The organism is Arthrobacter sp. MDB1-55 (assembly GCF_059092925.1).
Map to the genome: position 1 here is coordinate 1,501,349 of NZ_JBNHID010000001.1, position 15,000 is coordinate 1,516,348.

Annotated in this window: 16 protein-coding genes and 1 rRNA gene; 3 read left to right on the forward strand and 14 right to left on the reverse strand. The window is 65.3% G+C overall.

Annotation, left to right across the window (positions count from 1 at the left end; all coding sequences use genetic code 11):
* Positions 1-37 precede the first annotated feature (37 nt).
* Entirely contained in the window at positions 38-1,177 is a 1,140-nt protein-coding gene (locus AC5RU3_RS07075; protein WP_493965121.1) for a bifunctional 2-methylcitrate synthase/citrate synthase, read from the forward strand.
* Between the two features lie 75 nt (positions 1,178-1,252).
* The gene (locus AC5RU3_RS07080) at positions 1,253-1,972 is read left to right on the forward strand and encodes an alpha/beta fold hydrolase (protein WP_493965122.1); all 720 of its coding nucleotides are present in this window, start codon (positions 1,253-1,255) and stop codon (positions 1,970-1,972) included.
* Here the strand turns inward: AC5RU3_RS07080 and AC5RU3_RS07085 are convergent.
* The 13 genes from AC5RU3_RS07085 to AC5RU3_RS07145 form a co-directional block, all read right to left on the reverse strand.
* Positions 1,969-2,445 carry an 8-oxo-dGTP diphosphatase gene (locus tag AC5RU3_RS07085; RefSeq protein ID WP_493965123.1) on the reverse strand — a complete coding sequence of 159 codons (477 nt, stop codon included), beginning with the start codon at positions 2,443-2,445 and terminating at the stop codon, positions 1,969-1,971. The two genes, AC5RU3_RS07080 and AC5RU3_RS07085, sit on opposite strands and share 4 nt — an antisense overlap.
* Positions 2,446-2,492: 47 nt before the next feature.
* Positions 2,493-3,185: a hypothetical protein gene (locus tag AC5RU3_RS07090; RefSeq protein ID WP_493965124.1), complete on the reverse strand. Its 693-nt coding sequence runs from the start codon at positions 3,183-3,185 to the stop codon at positions 2,493-2,495.
* A 130-nt stretch (positions 3,186-3,315) separates the two neighbouring features.
* A complete protein-coding gene (locus tag AC5RU3_RS07095; RefSeq protein WP_493965125.1) occupies positions 3,316-4,188 on the reverse strand; it encodes a hypothetical protein in 873 nt (290 codons plus the stop codon).
* A 1-nt stretch (position 4,189) separates the two neighbouring features.
* A complete protein-coding gene (locus AC5RU3_RS07100; protein WP_493965126.1) occupies positions 4,190-4,693 on the reverse strand; it encodes an RNA polymerase sigma factor in 504 nt (167 codons plus the stop codon).
* Between the two features lie 109 nt (positions 4,694-4,802).
* On the reverse strand, positions 4,803-5,786 hold the full coding sequence (xerD, locus tag AC5RU3_RS07105; RefSeq protein ID WP_309071186.1) for a site-specific tyrosine recombinase XerD: 984 nt from the start codon (positions 5,784-5,786) through the stop codon (positions 4,803-4,805).
* A gap of 3 nt (positions 5,787-5,789) precedes the next feature.
* On the reverse strand, positions 5,790-6,473 hold the full coding sequence (locus AC5RU3_RS07110; RefSeq protein ID WP_493965127.1) for an NUDIX domain-containing protein: 684 nt from the start codon (positions 6,471-6,473) through the stop codon (positions 5,790-5,792).
* Between the two features lie 2 nt (positions 6,474-6,475).
* Positions 6,476-8,179 (reverse strand): CTP synthase, encoded by a 1,704-nt coding sequence (pyrG, locus tag AC5RU3_RS07115; protein ID WP_493965128.1) that lies wholly within the window; start codon positions 8,177-8,179, stop codon positions 6,476-6,478.
* The gene (gene recN, locus AC5RU3_RS07120) at positions 8,176-9,897 is read right to left on the reverse strand and encodes a DNA repair protein RecN (protein ID WP_493965129.1); all 1,722 of its coding nucleotides are present in this window, start codon (positions 9,895-9,897) and stop codon (positions 8,176-8,178) included. Before recN ends, pyrG begins: the two co-directional genes overlap by 4 nt.
* On the reverse strand, positions 9,894-10,820 hold the full coding sequence (locus tag AC5RU3_RS07125; RefSeq protein ID WP_493965130.1) for an NAD kinase: 927 nt from the start codon (positions 10,818-10,820) through the stop codon (positions 9,894-9,896). The genes recN and AC5RU3_RS07125 overlap by 4 nt, the downstream gene beginning before the upstream one ends.
* A 30-nt stretch (positions 10,821-10,850) precedes the next feature.
* Entirely contained in the window at positions 10,851-11,681 is an 831-nt protein-coding gene (locus AC5RU3_RS07130; RefSeq protein ID WP_493965131.1) for a TlyA family RNA methyltransferase, read from the reverse strand.
* A gap of 2 nt (positions 11,682-11,683) precedes the next feature.
* Positions 11,684-11,899, reverse strand: a complete 216-nt coding sequence (locus AC5RU3_RS07135; protein WP_493965132.1) for a hypothetical protein — start codon at positions 11,897-11,899, stop codon at positions 11,684-11,686.
* 17 nt (positions 11,900-11,916) lie between these two features.
* On the reverse strand, positions 11,917-12,927 hold the full coding sequence (locus AC5RU3_RS07140; RefSeq protein ID WP_493965133.1) for an HAD-IIA family hydrolase: 1,011 nt from the start codon (positions 12,925-12,927) through the stop codon (positions 11,917-11,919).
* Complete coding sequence (locus AC5RU3_RS07145) at positions 12,917-13,657, reverse strand: hypothetical protein (RefSeq protein ID WP_493965134.1); 741 nt, start codon at positions 13,655-13,657, stop codon at positions 12,917-12,919. Before AC5RU3_RS07145 ends, AC5RU3_RS07140 begins: the two co-directional genes overlap by 11 nt.
* A gap of 156 nt (positions 13,658-13,813) precedes the next feature.
* Here AC5RU3_RS07145 and AC5RU3_RS07150 point away from each other — a divergent pair, with 156 nt between their 5' ends.
* Positions 13,814-14,755 carry a hypothetical protein gene (locus AC5RU3_RS07150; protein ID WP_493965135.1) on the forward strand — a complete coding sequence of 314 codons (942 nt, stop codon included), beginning with the start codon at positions 13,814-13,816 and terminating at the stop codon, positions 14,753-14,755.
* A gap of 157 nt (positions 14,756-14,912) precedes the next feature.
* On the opposite strand, the gene rrf is transcribed toward AC5RU3_RS07150, so the two are convergent.
* Positions 14,913-15,000, reverse strand: a 5S ribosomal RNA gene (gene rrf / locus AC5RU3_RS07155); the annotation flags it as partial.

The following is a 15,000-nucleotide window of genomic DNA, read 5'->3' on the forward strand; positions in this document are numbered from 1 at the left end:
GGCACGCGCCGGACACCATAGACAAAGGAGTCAACGCATGACCGAACCCCAGATCTACAAGGGCCTCGCCGGAGTCACTGCGGACACTACCGCAATCTCGAAGGTCAATCCGGAGACCAACTCGCTGCTGTACCGCGGGTACCCGGTCCAGGAGCTTGCTGGTGCCCTGAAATTCGAAGACGTCGCCTGGCTCCTCTGGCACGGTGAACTCCCCACCGAAGCTGAGGCGCAGCAGTTCCGCCAGCAGGGGCGCCCCTCGCGTGCATTGGCCGATAATGTGAAGGCCGCCATCGATCTGCTGCCGCTCAGCTGCCACCCGATGGATGTCGGCCGTACGGCTGTCTCCGTGATCGGCGCCAACCACCCCAAGGCGGAGGACTCCTCGCCGGAAGCCGAACTGGAGAAGGCGACGGAGCTGCTGGCGGCGTTTCCCGCCGTCGTTGCCTATGACCAGCGGCGCCGCCGCGGGCTCGAACCGGTGGAAGCACGCGAAGACCTGGATTACTCCTCCAATTTCCTCTGGATGACCTTCGGTGAGGAGGCGGCACCGGAGGTCGTTGAGGCCTTCAACACGTCGATGATCCTCTACGCCGAACACTCATTCAATGCCTCAACGTTCACCGCACGAGTGATCACGTCCACGCTCGCCGACCTTCATTCGGCGGTCACCGGAGCCATCGGCGCGCTGAAGGGACCACTCCACGGCGGAGCGAATGAAGCCGTCATGCACACCTTCGAGGAAATCGGCATTCAGGCGGATGAGTCCCTGGAGGACGCGACTGCCCGAGCCAGGGCCTGGATGGAAGAAGCCCTCGCGCAGAAGAAGAAGGTGATGGGATTCGGTCACCGTGTCTACAAGAACGGTGATTCACGGGTTCCCACCATGAAGGCGGCCCTCGACGCGATGGTCAAGCACTATGGGCGTCCGGAGATCCTCGGTCTGTATGACGGGCTGGAGACGGCGATGCAGGAGGCGAAGGGCATCAAGCCCAACCTCGACTATCCCGCGGGTCCCACGTACCACCTCATGGGGTTCGACACCGCGATGTTCACGCCCCTGTTCATTGCCGCCCGCATTGCAGGCTGGACCGCACACGTCATGGAGCAGCGCGCAGCGAACTCTCTGATCCGGCCGCTGGCAGCCTACAACGGCGCGGACGAAAGACACCTCTCCTAGCCCGCGGACAGTGGCTGTCCTCAATTTAGGAGAATCCGTTCTTGTGAACGGACGCTCCCGGTAGGGTTTCCGGACATGGACATCATTCTGGTTCCCGGTTTCTGGTTGAACGCTTCCTCCTGGTCGGAGGTGACACCGCCCCTCACTGCTGCGGGACACCGCGTTCATCCCCTCACGCTTCCCGGCTTGGAAGCGGTGGATGCTCCGCGGGAGGGGATCGGCCTGCGTACCCACATCGACGCCGTCGTATCGGTGGTGGATGACATCGCCGATCCTGTGGTGCTCGTGGGTCATTCCGGTGGAGGAGCCATCATCCACGGCGTGGCGGACGCGCGTCCGGAACGCATTGTCAGGGCCATCTACGTGGACAGCGGTCCTCTCGGCCAGGACGGCGTGATCAATGATGGGCTGCCCTCGGATGGCGATGAGATACCGCTGCCACCGTGGGAGGTCTTCGATGACGAGGATCTCGTCGACCTGAACAACGAGCTGCGCGCCGACTTCCGGCGCCGCGCAGTTCCCCAGCCCCGCGGCGTCGCCTGCGATCCACAGCACTTGTCCGACGAACGCCGCTACGACGTTCCGGCCACCGTCATCGCCTGTGAGTTTCCTTCTGCGCAGTTGCAGGAATGGGTGGCGCAGGGGCATCCCTACGTCGCGGAGCTCGGGCGGATGAAGGACGTTGAGTACGTCGACCTGCCCACCGGACACTGGCCGCAGTTCACCCGGCCGAAGGAGTTGGGCGAGATCATTGCGGCGGCAGTCGACGGTACTCCCCGCCCTCCTGCCGGCTAATCGAAGTCGGCGGTCGCCACCGTCTCATTATCCGGATTGAGTGTCACGGTCACATTCAGCGGCTGGCTGCGGAGCACGTGGCCGAGCCAGTGCTTTGCGTCGTCCCACATGCCGTCCCACGGCACCTGCTCCACCGGATACCAGCAGGGGTCGATTTCATCCGTGACGGCGGGGTGCCCGGAAAACCGCTCGGTGGTGAAGACTACGGCGTCCATATCCAAGACAGGCTTGACCGGAAAACGCCACCGGACCGGGCCCAGTTCCACAAGATCTGCGACCTTCACGACGACGCCGGACTCCTCGTGGACTTCGCGCGCAGCGGCTTCTCCGGCGGATTCTCCGGGTTCGATTCCGCCGCCGAGGGCCACGATTCGACCAGTGCCGAAACCGGAGCGCTTCATCCCCAGCAGGACTTCCCGGCCGGCGGCGGTCTGCCGGAACAGGAAGCACAGCGCGACTCTGCGTGGGGTCATGAGAATCAAGTTTAGTCTCGGAGTGCAGAGGGACTTGAACCGGTCGGCTAGGATCGCCGACGATCATCCTCTCGCAGGAAAAAGGCACCTAAAGAGCCGGCTAGCGTAGCGAAGACGCCGATCGAATAGACGGCGAGAAGCACCTGCACTATGCGGGCGAACGCACTGTTCGGCGTGATGCCGCTGCCGGTGATGGTCGCCATGGCCGTCTCATAAAGGGCGTCGCCGTACGCCGAGTGCGTGCCTGTTGCGTGGAGCAGCTGGCTGGTTGCAAGGATCACGACGGCGGTGACTGCGGCCATCCAGCCGATTCTGCTTGAGAGCAGCCTCCCCGCCGACCGCGAGCCGCGTACACCTGCGGAGAGAATTCCGCCGACGCGGGCCACTCTGGCAAGGCGCAGAAGGCGGACAGCCTGGAGTGCCCGCACAAAACGGAGAAACGGCACAAGCAGGAAGATGACCTGCCACCAGTTCTTTCTCCAAAAAGCCGAGCTGAACCGCGCAATGTAAGCACGAAGCAGGAATTCGGCAACGAAGACCGCCCAGAACACCCATCCGGCAACGGTGAGCGCCAGGACAAGACCCGGATCGGTAGCCAGAAGCTGGCCAAGGACAACGAAGAGGAAAACAAGACCGAGAACCCCCATCGGCCGATCCAGACGCCGGGCGAGAATCTCTGCGGCGGTAAGACCCCCTGCTGGGTCACGATCTCCGGAGTCGTTTGATGGGGCGTCGCTCATCTCCCCCATTTTTCCACGGCACCGTTTCCTTGCGGCACACGGAATGTGCGAACGTCATCCGGCGGAGCGAAGTTCTGCTCCCGCGCACCTCAGCGGTGCGCAGGAGCAGGACTGTCACATTGATCGAGTGTCAGTTTCCGGCAGGACCCTCTCCGACCAGTTCCGGCCGCAGCTCTACTGGAAGCCCTACCTGGATGAACTGCTGATCCATGGCTTCCTGGGGAGTGCTTCCCTCCGGCACGGGGAGGAAATCCCAGTTCACGATGGTGCTGTAATTGGCGAGCTCCACCAGCCACTGTCCATCAACACGATGGGCGATGTAGAACCAGGTATTGCCGCCGTCCTGCGGGTTGGCTTCGAAACCCTCATCGGTCACTTCCATAGCCATCCAGTCAGCGGTGCACCCGACAACGTCGTAGTGCCCGGGATCCGCGGCGAACGGCGTCATACCCATGAAGTCGCTCCCCTGCTCCGTGACGCGGTCGACGTCCTCTACCCGGCACCCCTCATCCGCTGGCGGTCCGGTTGGCGCTCCTGTCGGTTCGGCGCCGGGTTCACCGGTCGGATCGACCGTCGGTTCCGGAGCAGGCGATGGATTCACCGTTGCTTCCTGGGAGGGCTCTGCGGTCGGCGTAGGCTGGACCGTCGGCGTCGGGTCAGCGGTTGCTGCCGGTGGCGGCGCCTCCGTACCGAGGGAACCACCCACGACGACCGCGCCGGCTACGGCTGCCGCTGCGGCAGCGCCTGTTACAAAAGCCGCCATCCGACGGCGGCGACGCATCGGCACAACAACGGGGCGGTCGTCGCTGAAGGCGTCATTCTCCTGCTCCGGATCGATTCCGGTCCTGTATTCGCTGCGGATAGTTTCAGTGTTCATGGTGAGTTCGGACTTTCGGTCGCCAGCATCAGCCGGGAAAGCAATGATTTCTGTTGGTGAATCCTCGGACTCACGTTCGGCGCGCACGGGGTCAAGGCCCCGGATCAGGTTTTCTATGCGGTCCATCTCAGGCACCTTCCTCTGCCATCACAGCGGCAGGCATCATCTCTGCAAACGCGGCGCGAGCCCGGTGCAGTCGAACTTTGGCAGCTGAGGCGCTGCAGCCGAGCACCTCACTGATCTCAGTAATGGACAGGTCGTCCCAGTAGGCCAGCAGAAGAATCTCGCGCTCTTTCTCCCGCAGTCGCAACAATGAATCGGCAACCGCCTGCTGTTGCGCACCGTTACCGGCGCGGGCGGCTATGACGACCGAGTCCCGAACCCGCTGCATGAGGTGCTCTGCGCGTTCACGACGACGGTATTCATTGCCGATGACGTTGCGGGCCACGGTGAGCAGCCACGCCGGCGTCACGTCAGCAGCGTCCGGATTCCGCTGCCAGGCGATGCGGAATACATCGTTGGTGAGTTCCTCGGATGCTTCCCGGCTACTGACTCGGCGGTGAATGAAGGAAAACACGCGGTCGCGGTGTTCCCTGTGTAGCGCGGCGAACACGTCATCGTATCGCTGCAATACTGTCCCCCCTGGTGTATGTGTCCTGTCCATACCCCTCTTGTTTCCGGCATCCCGGATGGGGTTACAGGCGGCGCCGAATAACTACCAATTGCCGATTAACTACCCATTAAAGGGCGCGCGGGTGCGCTGCGGCATAGATTTCCCGCAGTGTGTCAGCTGTGACGAGGGTGTACACCTGGGTGGTGGTCACCGAGGCATGGCCGAGAAGCTCCTGCACCACCCGGACATCCGCCCCGCCCTGCAGCAGGTGCGTCGCGAAGGAATGGCGGAGGGTATGGGGTGAGACCTCGCCGGATACCTTGGCGCGTTCGGCGGCAGCCCGAAGGATGGTCCACGCGCTCTGCCTGCTCAGGCGGCCGCCGCGGAGGTTCAGGAACAGGGCCGGCGCGCTGGTCCGCTCGGATGCGTTCGCTGCTAGCGCGGGACGGGCACGCACGAGGTAGGAATCGATCGCCCGCGCCGCGTAGGAGCCTAACGGAACCAGCCGTTCCTTCGACCCCTTACCGAAGAGACGGACGACGGCGGGACCGTCCAGCGCTGCATCCACGGACACGTCGTCGACGTCCAGGCCCACGGCCTCGCTGATACGGGCCCCGGTCGAGTAGAGGAACTCCAACAACGCGCGGTCCCGAAGTCCGGCCGGAGTGGATGTATCAACGGCTTCGAGGATCCGCGTCACCTCTTCAACGGAAATTGCTTTCGGCAGCCGCTGCCCCGCGGTAGGCGGATGAACATCTTCGGCGGGGTCCGCCGTCGTCGTTCCTTCAAGTGCGAGGAAGCGGTGCAGTCCGCGGACAGCTACCACGGTGCGCGCGGCCGAGCGCGGGCTCAGCGGTGCCTGTCCGTCCTCTCCGGTGGCCAAACCCTGCGCGAAGGCAGAGACCAGCTGGCGGGTAACTGCAGCCATCGAGTCCACGCCGTGGGAGACGAGGAAACGGTGGTACCTCAGCAGGTCGCGGCGGTAGGCGGCGAGGGTGTTCGCAGACAGGCCGCGCTCCACGAGCATGTGCTGGAGGTACTCGCTGATGAGCCGTCCGGGAACGGTCGAGGAAAGCTCGTCCTGCACTGTGGCCTGCCCGCCCTCGCCCATGGGTCAGTCCCGCAGTACAGGGCCCTGAGGCCACGTTCCATGCTGGCTGGGATGTTCCGGCCACGGAGCATCGGCGGGACGGAGGGATCGATAACCGGACTGTCTGGCCGCCGCGGCAGCGAGCACAGCGGCCGCAGCGGAAGGACTATGGATACGCCCTTCGAGCACAGCCTGCACGGCGTCCTGCAGCGGCACCCAGGCGAACTCGATCTCGGCTTCCTCATGGGTGCGGGTATGCCGCTCCGCGTGAGGCACCTCGGTGATGTTCTGGGCGAGGTAAATGCGGAGCGCTTCGCTCGAGGACCCTGGCGATAGGAAAAGATCCGTCAGGACGTGCCAGGTACCCGCCGCAACATCGGCTTCCTCCGCAAGCTCACGCGCCGCAGCGTCTACAAAGTCCTCCCCGTCGACGTCAAGCAGTCCGGCAGGGATTTCCCACAGGTCCATCCGCACCGGGTGACGGTACTGACGGAGCAGCAGGACGCGTTCTTCACCGTCCATCGCGAGGATCGCCACGGCACCGGGGTGCTGGATGTACTCGCGGGTGATCGGCTCCCCAGCCGCATCGAGCTGGAAGGTCTCGCTGACCACGTCCCAGATCTTGCCGGGGAAGACCGTGGCGGAGTCCAGCAACCGGCGCGGGCTCTGCCGATCCGATACCGCGGCGTCGAACGGACCCGGTTCCACGCCTACGCCTTGACGCCCCGCCGCGCGAGCGCGGCCTTGACCAGCCCGGCGAACAGCGGGTGCGGACGTGTGGGCCGGGAACTCAGCTCGGGGTGTGCCTGGGTTGAGACATAGTACGGGTGGGTCTGGGCCGGCAGCTCAACGAACTCGACCAGCTTGCCGTCCGTCGTGGTGCCAGAAACGACCAGACCGGCAGCCTCGAGCTTCTCCCGGTACTCGTTGTTCACCTCGTAGCGGTGACGGTGACGCTCGCTGACGCTCGTTCGGCCGTAGGTCCTGGCGATCACCGAGCCGTCCTTCAGCGAGGCGTCCCACAGGCCGAGGCGCATGGTGCCGCCCATATCGCCCTCACCGGCGACGATTTCCAACTGCTCTGCCATTGTTGCGATGACCGGGAACTCGGTGTCCGGGTCGAACTCAGTGGAAGAAGCGCCCTGAAGGCCCACAACGTTGCGGGCGTATTCGATCACCATGCACTGCAGTCCCAGGCAGAGGCCGAGCGTAGGAACGCCGCTTTCACGGGCATAACGGAGGGCACCGAGTTTGCCCTCGAGACCACGGATTCCGAAGCCGCCGGGAACGCAGATCGCGTCCGCGCCCTCAAGCGCCTTGGCGGCACCTTCAGGCGTCGCACAATCATCCGAGGGCACCCAACGGATCTGTACCTTGGCCTTATTGGCGAATCCGCCGGCCCTGAGGGCTTCGGTGACCGAGAGGTAGGCATCCGGGAGGTCGATGTACTTGCCGACCAGTGCGATTTCGACGTGGTGCTTCGGGTGATGCACGGCATCGAGAAGCTTGTTCCACTTGGTCCAGTTAACGTCCTTGAACTTCAGGTCCAAAGCCTGAACGATGTACGCGTCGAGTCCCTGGGCGTGGAGAGTCTTGGGGATGTCGTAGATGCTCGGGGCGTCAGCGGCGTTGATCACGGCATCAACGTCGACGTCGCACATCCGGCCGATCTTCTCTCGCATCGCGTCCGGCACCTCGCGGTCGGAGCGGATGACGATCGCGTCAGGCTGGATACCGATGGAACGCAGCATCGCGACCGAGTGCTGCGTGGGCTTGGTCTTGAGCTCCTGCGAAGGACCGATGTACGGCACCAGCGAGACGTGGAGGAAAAACACGTTGTTCCGGCCGATGTCCTGGCGGACCTGGCGTGCGGACTCAAGGAAGGGCTGGGACTCGATGTCGCCGACGGTGCCGCCGATCTCGGTGATGATGACGTCCGGAACCTTGCGTCCGGCGGCCGGTTCCGCGGGCAGGCGCATGCGGCGCTTGATCTCATCGGTGATGTGCGGGATGACCTGCACGGTATCTCCGAGGTACTCTCCGCGGCGTTCCTTGGCGATAACGGTGGAGTACACCTGGCCGGTGGTGACGTTCGCCGACCCGTCGAGGCTCTCATCGAGGAAGCGTTCGTAGTGGCCGATGTCCAGATCGGTTTCCGCGCCGTCGTCGGTGACGAAGACCTCGCCGTGCTGGAAGGGATTCATTGTGCCGGGATCAACGTTGAGATACGGATCCAGCTTCTGCATGGTTACAGACAAACCACGCGCCCGCAGCAGGTGCCCGAGGCTCGAAGCCGTCAGTCCCTTACCGAGAGAGGACGCCACACCACCGGTGACGAAGATGTGCTTGGTAGTCTTGGCGGACTTTTGGAACCGGGAGATTGTTTGCTGCACCACGGAGTTCGAGCCTATCACCTGGCGGCGGTCCGTGCTGCATCCAGCAGCAGTTCCTCAGCGTGCGCCTGCGCGCTGGCCGACTCCTCCTGACCGGCGAGCATGCGCGCGAGTTCCCGTACACGTTCCGATTCCGGAAGGACCTCGACGTCGCTGGCAGTGAAGCCGCCATCGGCTGCCCGGGTCTTGGTGACCCGGATGTGATGGGACGCGAAGGCGGCCACCTGCGGAAGGTGGGTGACCACCACCACCTGGACGTGCTGCGCGAGCATGGCAAGGCGCCGCCCGATCTCCACGGCTGCCTTTCCCCCGACCCCGGCGTCCACTTCGTCGAAGACAAAGGTCGGGACGGGGTCGACGGCGGCAAGCACCACCTCGATGGCGAGCATCACCCTCGATAGTTCACCGCCGGAGGCGCCCTTGCCCAGCGGGCGCGGCGCGGAGCCGGCGTGGGGTTGCAGCGAGAAGGAGACCTCGTCTGCCCCGAGCGCGCCGGGCGTGTCGCCGGAGGTCACATCGATGATGAGTTTCGCATCGGGCATGGCGAGGGCGGTGAGCTCCTCGCTCACCCTGACGGCTAGCTCCTCGGCGGCGACCCGACGTAAACCGCTCAGCTCCTGCGCCTCAGCGATCAACTGCTCGTGGAGCGCACCGGCTTCCTGTTGCAGGCCGTCAATGCGGTCGGAGTCACCGCTGATCTCATTCAGCCGTGCGCGGCTTGTATCTGCCCAGGCGATCACTTCATCGATCGAGGGAGCGTACTTGCGGATCAGGACATTCAGATCCGCCCTGCGGGCTTCCACCTCAGCGAGTCGCTCCGGACCCTCCGAATCCAGAGACGCCGCGTAACCGGCCAGTTCAGTGGAAATATCGGCCAGGATGTAGCCCACCTCGGCGAGCCGCGCCGCAAGGGAGCCCAGCTCGGCATCGTGGGCACCCACCGCTTCCAGCTGCCGTTTCGCTGCATCAACCAGCGTGGTGGCGTCGCCCGTTTCAGGAAACTCACCCGATACGAGCGCGGAATGGGCCGCCGCGGCCGCCGTCCGCAACTCCTCGACGTTGCCAAGCTTCATCGCTTCGGTTTTCAGGGCTTCGTCCTCACCGGCCTGAGGGTCGATGCCGTCAATCTCCTCGAGCGCTGCCTGCAGCGACTCTGCCTCCCGGAGGCGGTCCCGCTCAGCGCTTCTCAGCGACTCAAGATCCGCCGTCACGTCGCGCCACCGCGCGTAGGTCGCCTGATACGCAGCCAGGGCGTCACGGAGACCAGTGCCGCCGAACTTGTCCAATGCCTCCCGCTGCGCCGCTGAGCTGCGGAGCCGCAGCTGGTCCGACTGTCCGTGGACCACCACGAGCTTCTCCCCCACCTCCGCGAGGACGCCTGCGGGGGCCGACCTCCCGCCGACGTAGGCGCGGCTCCGGCCGTCGCTGTTCACGGTACGGGCAAGGATCAACCCCGCGCCGCCGTCGTCGTCGGTTTCAAGCTCTCCTCCGGCTTCCACCGCCCGGCGGGCGGCAGCGCCCTCCGGATTCACGCGCAGCAGGGCCTCAGCTGAGGCGTTCCGTGCGCCGAGGCGGACGGCGCCGGCGTCGGACCGGGCCCCCATCAGCAGGCCCAGGGCAGACAGCACCATGGTCTTGCCCGCGCCGGTCTCTCCCGTGACAACGCTGAACCCGGGCCCTAGAGCGAGCGTCGCGTCAGCAATGACTCCGAGGTCGCGGATGCGAATTTCCTCGATCATCGGGCAGGCTGACCGTCGTGTGTGACCGGCCCGCGCCAACCCTGTGTGGGCAGCTCGAACTTGCGGACGAGTCGCTCGGAGAACGGCGTCTGGTGTGTGCGCGCCAACCGGACCGGGATATCGGAACGGGTAGCCTCAACGCGCGCGCCCGGCGGCAGATCCACTGTGCGCCGTCCGTCGCACCACAGCACGCCTGAGGCGTCTGTGCGGGTCAGGATTTCCACCGCGAGCAGTGACGTTGGGGCGACGACGAGCGGCTTGGCGAACAATGCGTGAGCACTGATCGGCGCGACCAGGAGCGCTTCGACCTCCGGCCAGACAACCGGGCCGCCGGAGGAAAAGGCGTACGCGGTGGAACCGGTGGGTGTGGCGAGCACGACCCCGTCGCAACCGAATGAGCTCACCGGCCGGCCGTCCACCTCGAGCACCACTTCGATCATGCGTTCCCGATTGGCCTTCTCGATTGCCGCCTCGTTGAGAGCCCAGGTCCGCGCAGCCAGCTGATCACCGCGCCAGACCTGCACGTCGATGGCCATCCGCTCTTCGACGGTGTAGTCCTTGTCCACGACCCAGCGAACGGCCTCTGCAAGGTCGGCACGCTCGCTCTCGGCCAGAAAGCCGACATGGCCGAGGTTCACACCGAGCAGTGGAACCTCCGTGCCGCGAACCAGTTCTGCGGCACGGAGGATTGTCCCGTCGCCGCCGAGCACCATGCCCAGCTCGACGTCGCTCAGAGTTACGTCGTCGCCAAGGGTCTCGGTAGGCGCTGCAAGCGTGCCGTACTCCGATTGGATATCCCGGAGCTCCTCTCCGCGCATCACCGGGGTCAGTCCGGCGGCGTGAAGCCGGGTACAGGCCTCCTGGGCAGCAGCCATGGCGTCATGGCGGCCGGTGTGGGCGAGTACCAGTATGCGTCTAGTCATCACGCTCCGTTGTATCAGGTGGGGACGGCCTCACGCAGTACCGATGGTGCCGAACGCGCCGCTGCCGTCCACTATTTCGTGCGCCAGCCGAACTGCGTCGCTATCGATCCTAGGCACCATCTGCCCGCCGGGCACCTTCATCCACAGGAAGAATTCCACATTTCCGTTCTGACCCGGAAGTGGGCTACGCGCCACACCCTCCACATCAAGACCCGCCGAGAGCGCTGATCGGACCACGCCGACGACGGCGCCGCGCCGCTGCTCCTCATCGGTCACGACCCCGGTCCGGCTGAGGGCGCTCTTACCTACTTCGAACTGCGGCTTGACCATCAGCACGAGGTCACCGCCGCTTCGTGTCGCCCGCGCAAGCGGCTCCATGACGAGCGTCAGGGAGATGAAAGAGAGGTCGGCCACAGTGAGGTCGACTTGTCCCCCAATGTGGTCCGGCTCGAGGAACCTGACGTTGAGGCCCTCATGGACGGCGACGCGCGGATCGTCCCGCAACTGATCGACCAGCTGCCCGTGACCCACGTCCACCGCCACCACCTCGGTGGCTCCCCGGCGGAGCAGCACATCTGTGAAGCCGCCGGTGGATGCACCCGCATCGAGACACCGCTTGCCCGCAACATCAACACTCGTGAAGGCGGCAAGAGCGCCGTCGAGCTTGTGCCCGGCGCGGCTGAGGTAGTCCGGGCTCTCCCCCTCCGACACCATCAGCTCGTCGGTGTCCAAGATCGCGGCGGAGGGTTTGGTCAGGACAGTCCCCGAACGCAGCACGCGGCCCGCCGTGATGAGCTGCGCTGCATGGGACCTTGAGCGCGCCAGCCCACGGGACACCAGCGCCTGATCAAGACGTGCCACCGTCAGGCCTGCTCACTGTTCAACTCAGCGAGGAGGTCGTCATGGAGCCGCTCATAGAGCGCATGCCGGGCGGCGTCGTCGGCTGTGGGAACGGCAGTCAGGGAATGCAGCACGCCATCAACCGAAGCGTCGCCGGTAGGAGCCACCTCCGGATACCCGGAAGGCTCACTGCCTGTCGTCGGATCCTGCTCCGCGGGGGCTGGCTCAGTGGCTTCCACGCTCGCTCCTCACGTTCTCAGCGACTCGACTCGTCCGCGAATTCGAGCTTGGGCAGCGTTGCGGCATCCTGTTGAGGGCACGCTGCCCACCATGCTGCGCACCCTGCACGCCAGGCGTCCAGGTTCTCACGCCCGCCACCCATGATGACGACGCCGTCCTCGACTTTGGCGTAAGCCTCACCGCAGGTGAAGGTCCCGTCCTGCCGAAGGACTTCCGGGTACGGCCTGTGTAACTGGCCGAGGTCAGCGAAAAGATAGGCCGGGCGCTCGTCGGTGACCGCCGCCAAAGCGTTGGCTGCTGTGTCGACACCGGTCAGAACCAGCGCAGTCGCCATGCCCGCCCGATTCCCGCCGAGTATGTCGGTGTCCAACCGGTCGCCGACCACCAGGGCCGTTTCCACCCCCAGATGCTCCGCTGCCGTTTTGAAGAGCTGCGCTTCCGGCTTTCCCGCGACCAGAGGCGACTGTCCCGTCGCGGCGCTTACTGCGGCTACCAGGGAACCATTGCCGGGAGCGATCCCACGCGCTTGCGGGATGGACATGTCCGTGTTGGTCGCAACCCACAGAGCTCCCCCCGCAACCGCGAAGGCGGCTTCAGCGAGGTCTTTCCAGCCGAGGGTGGGCTCGAATCCCTGAATGACCGCATCGGGAGTCGGATCGGCGCTGGTTACCGGTACGAGCCCCTGGTCTGCGACGTGCTGCGCCAGGATGGCGCTGCCAGTGACGAGGACAGTTGCGCCCTTCGGCAGGCGGGTCGCGAGCAACTCGGCACCTGCAAGAGCGGATCCGAAGACCTGCTCCGCGGTTGCCGGCGCTCCCAGCTCGCGGAGGTGCGCCGCCACGTCCGCGGAGGAGCGGGATGCGTTGTTGGTGATGTATGCCAGGGCGACGCCGATTCCCCCTAGCTTCTCCAGCGCCTCCGTGGCACCCGGGATAGCTGAGGGCCCGGCGTAGACGACTCCGTCGAGGTCGGCAAGAACCGCACCGTAGCGGCTTGCAATCGGAGCCTCGACCGCATCACTGGTCATCCCGCGGCTCCTCGATCACAACAGTGTCCTCGTCCTTGTTCTCGTCCTTGTCCTCCAGTTCCGGGGTTTCGGAAACGGTTGCTGTCTCGTCTGCAGTGGCTGCTTCCTCGAGCGGGGTACCGACACTCTGGACGGTTCCCCGCGCAGCTGTACGATCCAGCTCCGCAGATTCCTCGTCGCCGACGAGATCGATGATGTCGGGGTCGGCGAATGCTCCCACGCCGAGCGCATTCTCGGCTATCTCCGCCTGGCGGTGCCAGGAGGCAGCTTCCTCGGTCCGGCCCACCGCAGCGAGGGCGTCCCCGTATGCACGGAACAGACGCGGGCTGTAGCTGAACGCCCTGTTCTTCGTCAGCTGAGGAATTTCGAGCGCCGCTACCGCCGCGTCGAGCTGACCGAGGTCGGTGCGCGCACCAGACTCGACTATTGCAAGCTCCACCTTGCCGGCGGCGTCGAGCGACGAGGCATCCTCGGATTTGGCGAGGTCGAGAGCGCGGTCGGGACGTCCGAGGCCACGCTCGCAGTCGGCCATCACCGGCAGGTGGACATTGGACCCGCTGATTCGGCGGTACGTGCGGAACTCCCGGAGAGCCTCCCCGTAGTGGCCGGCAGCGTATGCGGTGAGACCCACCGCTTCACGGACCACCGCCAGGCGTCCACCGCGACGGCTCGCAGCGAGTGCGTGCTGGAAGGCCAGCTCGGGCTCATCATCGATAAGCCGGCCCGCCATCACGAGGTGCTTGGCTACCCAGAGAGCGCTCCGCTCCTCAAGGTTACGGATTTCTGCACGCGTGATCTTGTCCAGCTCGCTGCCGGTGACATCCTCATCGATCTCCGGTGAACGCTCACGGTCGGGCCGGTTGGCGCTGCGAAGATCGCGGGCATTGTGCGGACGGGCGAACTGCTCATTCTCGCTGCCGGTTTCCCGTGGCGATCGCTCGGGACGACGTTCGCCGCCTGTCTCCCGACGGTCCCCTCCGCGGGGGCCATCAGAATAGGTCCGCCCCTGACGACGGTCGTCGCTGTAACCCCGGCCCGATCTACGCTCGTCGCTGCGTTCGAACCCACTCCGGCCCGAAGAGCTCCCAGCATCACGCGAGCCCGTCCCACGGGAGAAACCGCTGTTGCCACTGTCGCGGTACGAACGCCGCTCGGTGCCTGCATCGCGCGATCGATTGTCTCCGCCTGCCGGCCGCTCCCAGCGGCGTCCAGCGTCGCCGGTGTTGCGGCGGTCCTGGCCCTGAGCAGGGCGGCCTTCGCCACGCTGCCCTTCGCGGTCCTTCCAGCCTGGCCGGCTACCTGCGTCCGATCCTCTGCCGGCCCCGCCGAAGTCCTTACGCGGCCCACCCTCACGAGAGAAACCACCCTCACGACGCGGCCCACCCTCGTGAGAGAAACCACCCTCACGACGCGGCCCACCCTCGCGAGAGAAACCACCCTCACGACGCGGCCCACCCTCACGGGAAAAACCACCCTCACGACGCGGCCCACCCTCACGGGAAAAACCACCCTCACGACGCGGCCCACCCTCACGGGAAAAACCACCCTCACGTGCCGGACGGCCGGAACCGCGGTCAGTACGCTCCTGGTAACGGGGCCGGTCGCCGGACTCAGGGTTGCGTCGACCGGCGCCCCGATCGCTAGCTGCTCCACCGGCGCCGCGCGGTCCGGAATCTCCACGACGGGGTGCCGCGCTGCGGCCCTCGCCGCCTCGGCCTTCGCCCTGACGCTCTCCGCCCCGACGGTTATCCTTACGTGGGTTTTCTCCGCGTTCGCGGAACGGTTCCCGATCAGCCATGGCAGCACAATTCCTCTCGTCATGAGCTGACCTGACGATGTGCCGGACGCTCTCGCTGTTTACCTGTGTTGATAGCCCGAACTCGGCTTTCGACCTTTCCCATTGTAGGGAAAGCCGGCCGCAACCGTTTCGGTAGTTAAATGACTGAGGCTCCGACGGTGATGTCGGAGCCTCAGTGCTAAGTGTTGTCCGGCGGTGTCCTACTCTCCCACACTCTCTCGGGTGCAGTACCATCGGCGCTGTGGGTCTTAGCTTCCGGGTTCGGAATGGGACCG

What these genes read in the sequence shown, in the direction of transcription:
- AC5RU3_RS07075 (WP_493965121.1), top strand. Translation starts at nt 38, where the DNA reads ATGACCGAACCCCAGATCTACAAGGGCCTCGCCGGAGTCACTGCGGAC.
- AC5RU3_RS07080 (WP_493965122.1), top strand. Translation starts at nt 1,253, where the DNA reads ATGGACATCATTCTGGTTCCCGGTTTCTGGTTGAACGCTTCCTCCTGG.
- AC5RU3_RS07085 (WP_493965123.1), bottom strand. Translation starts at nt 2,445, where the DNA reads ATGACCCCACGCAGAGTCGCGCTGTGCTTCCTGTTCCGGCAGACCGCC.
- AC5RU3_RS07090 (WP_493965124.1), bottom strand. Translation starts at nt 3,185, where the DNA reads ATGAGCGACGCCCCATCAAACGACTCCGGAGATCGTGACCCAGCAGGG.
- AC5RU3_RS07095 (WP_493965125.1), bottom strand. Translation starts at nt 4,188, where the DNA reads ATGGACCGCATAGAAAACCTGATCCGGGGCCTTGACCCCGTGCGCGCC.
- xerD (WP_309071186.1), bottom strand. Translation starts at nt 5,786, where the DNA reads ATGGGCGAGGGCGGGCAGGCCACAGTGCAGGACGAGCTTTCCTCGACC.
- recN (WP_493965129.1), bottom strand. Translation starts at nt 9,897, where the DNA reads ATGATCGAGGAAATTCGCATCCGCGACCTCGGAGTCATTGCTGACGCG.
- AC5RU3_RS07125 (WP_493965130.1), bottom strand. Translation starts at nt 10,820, where the DNA reads ATGACTAGACGCATACTGGTACTCGCCCACACCGGCCGCCATGACGCC.
- AC5RU3_RS07140 (WP_493965133.1), bottom strand. Translation starts at nt 12,927, where the DNA reads ATGACCAGTGATGCGGTCGAGGCTCCGATTGCAAGCCGCTACGGTGCG.
- AC5RU3_RS07145 (WP_493965134.1), bottom strand. Translation starts at nt 13,657, where the DNA reads ATGGCGGGCCGGCTTATCGATGATGAGCCCGAGCTGGCCTTCCAGCAC.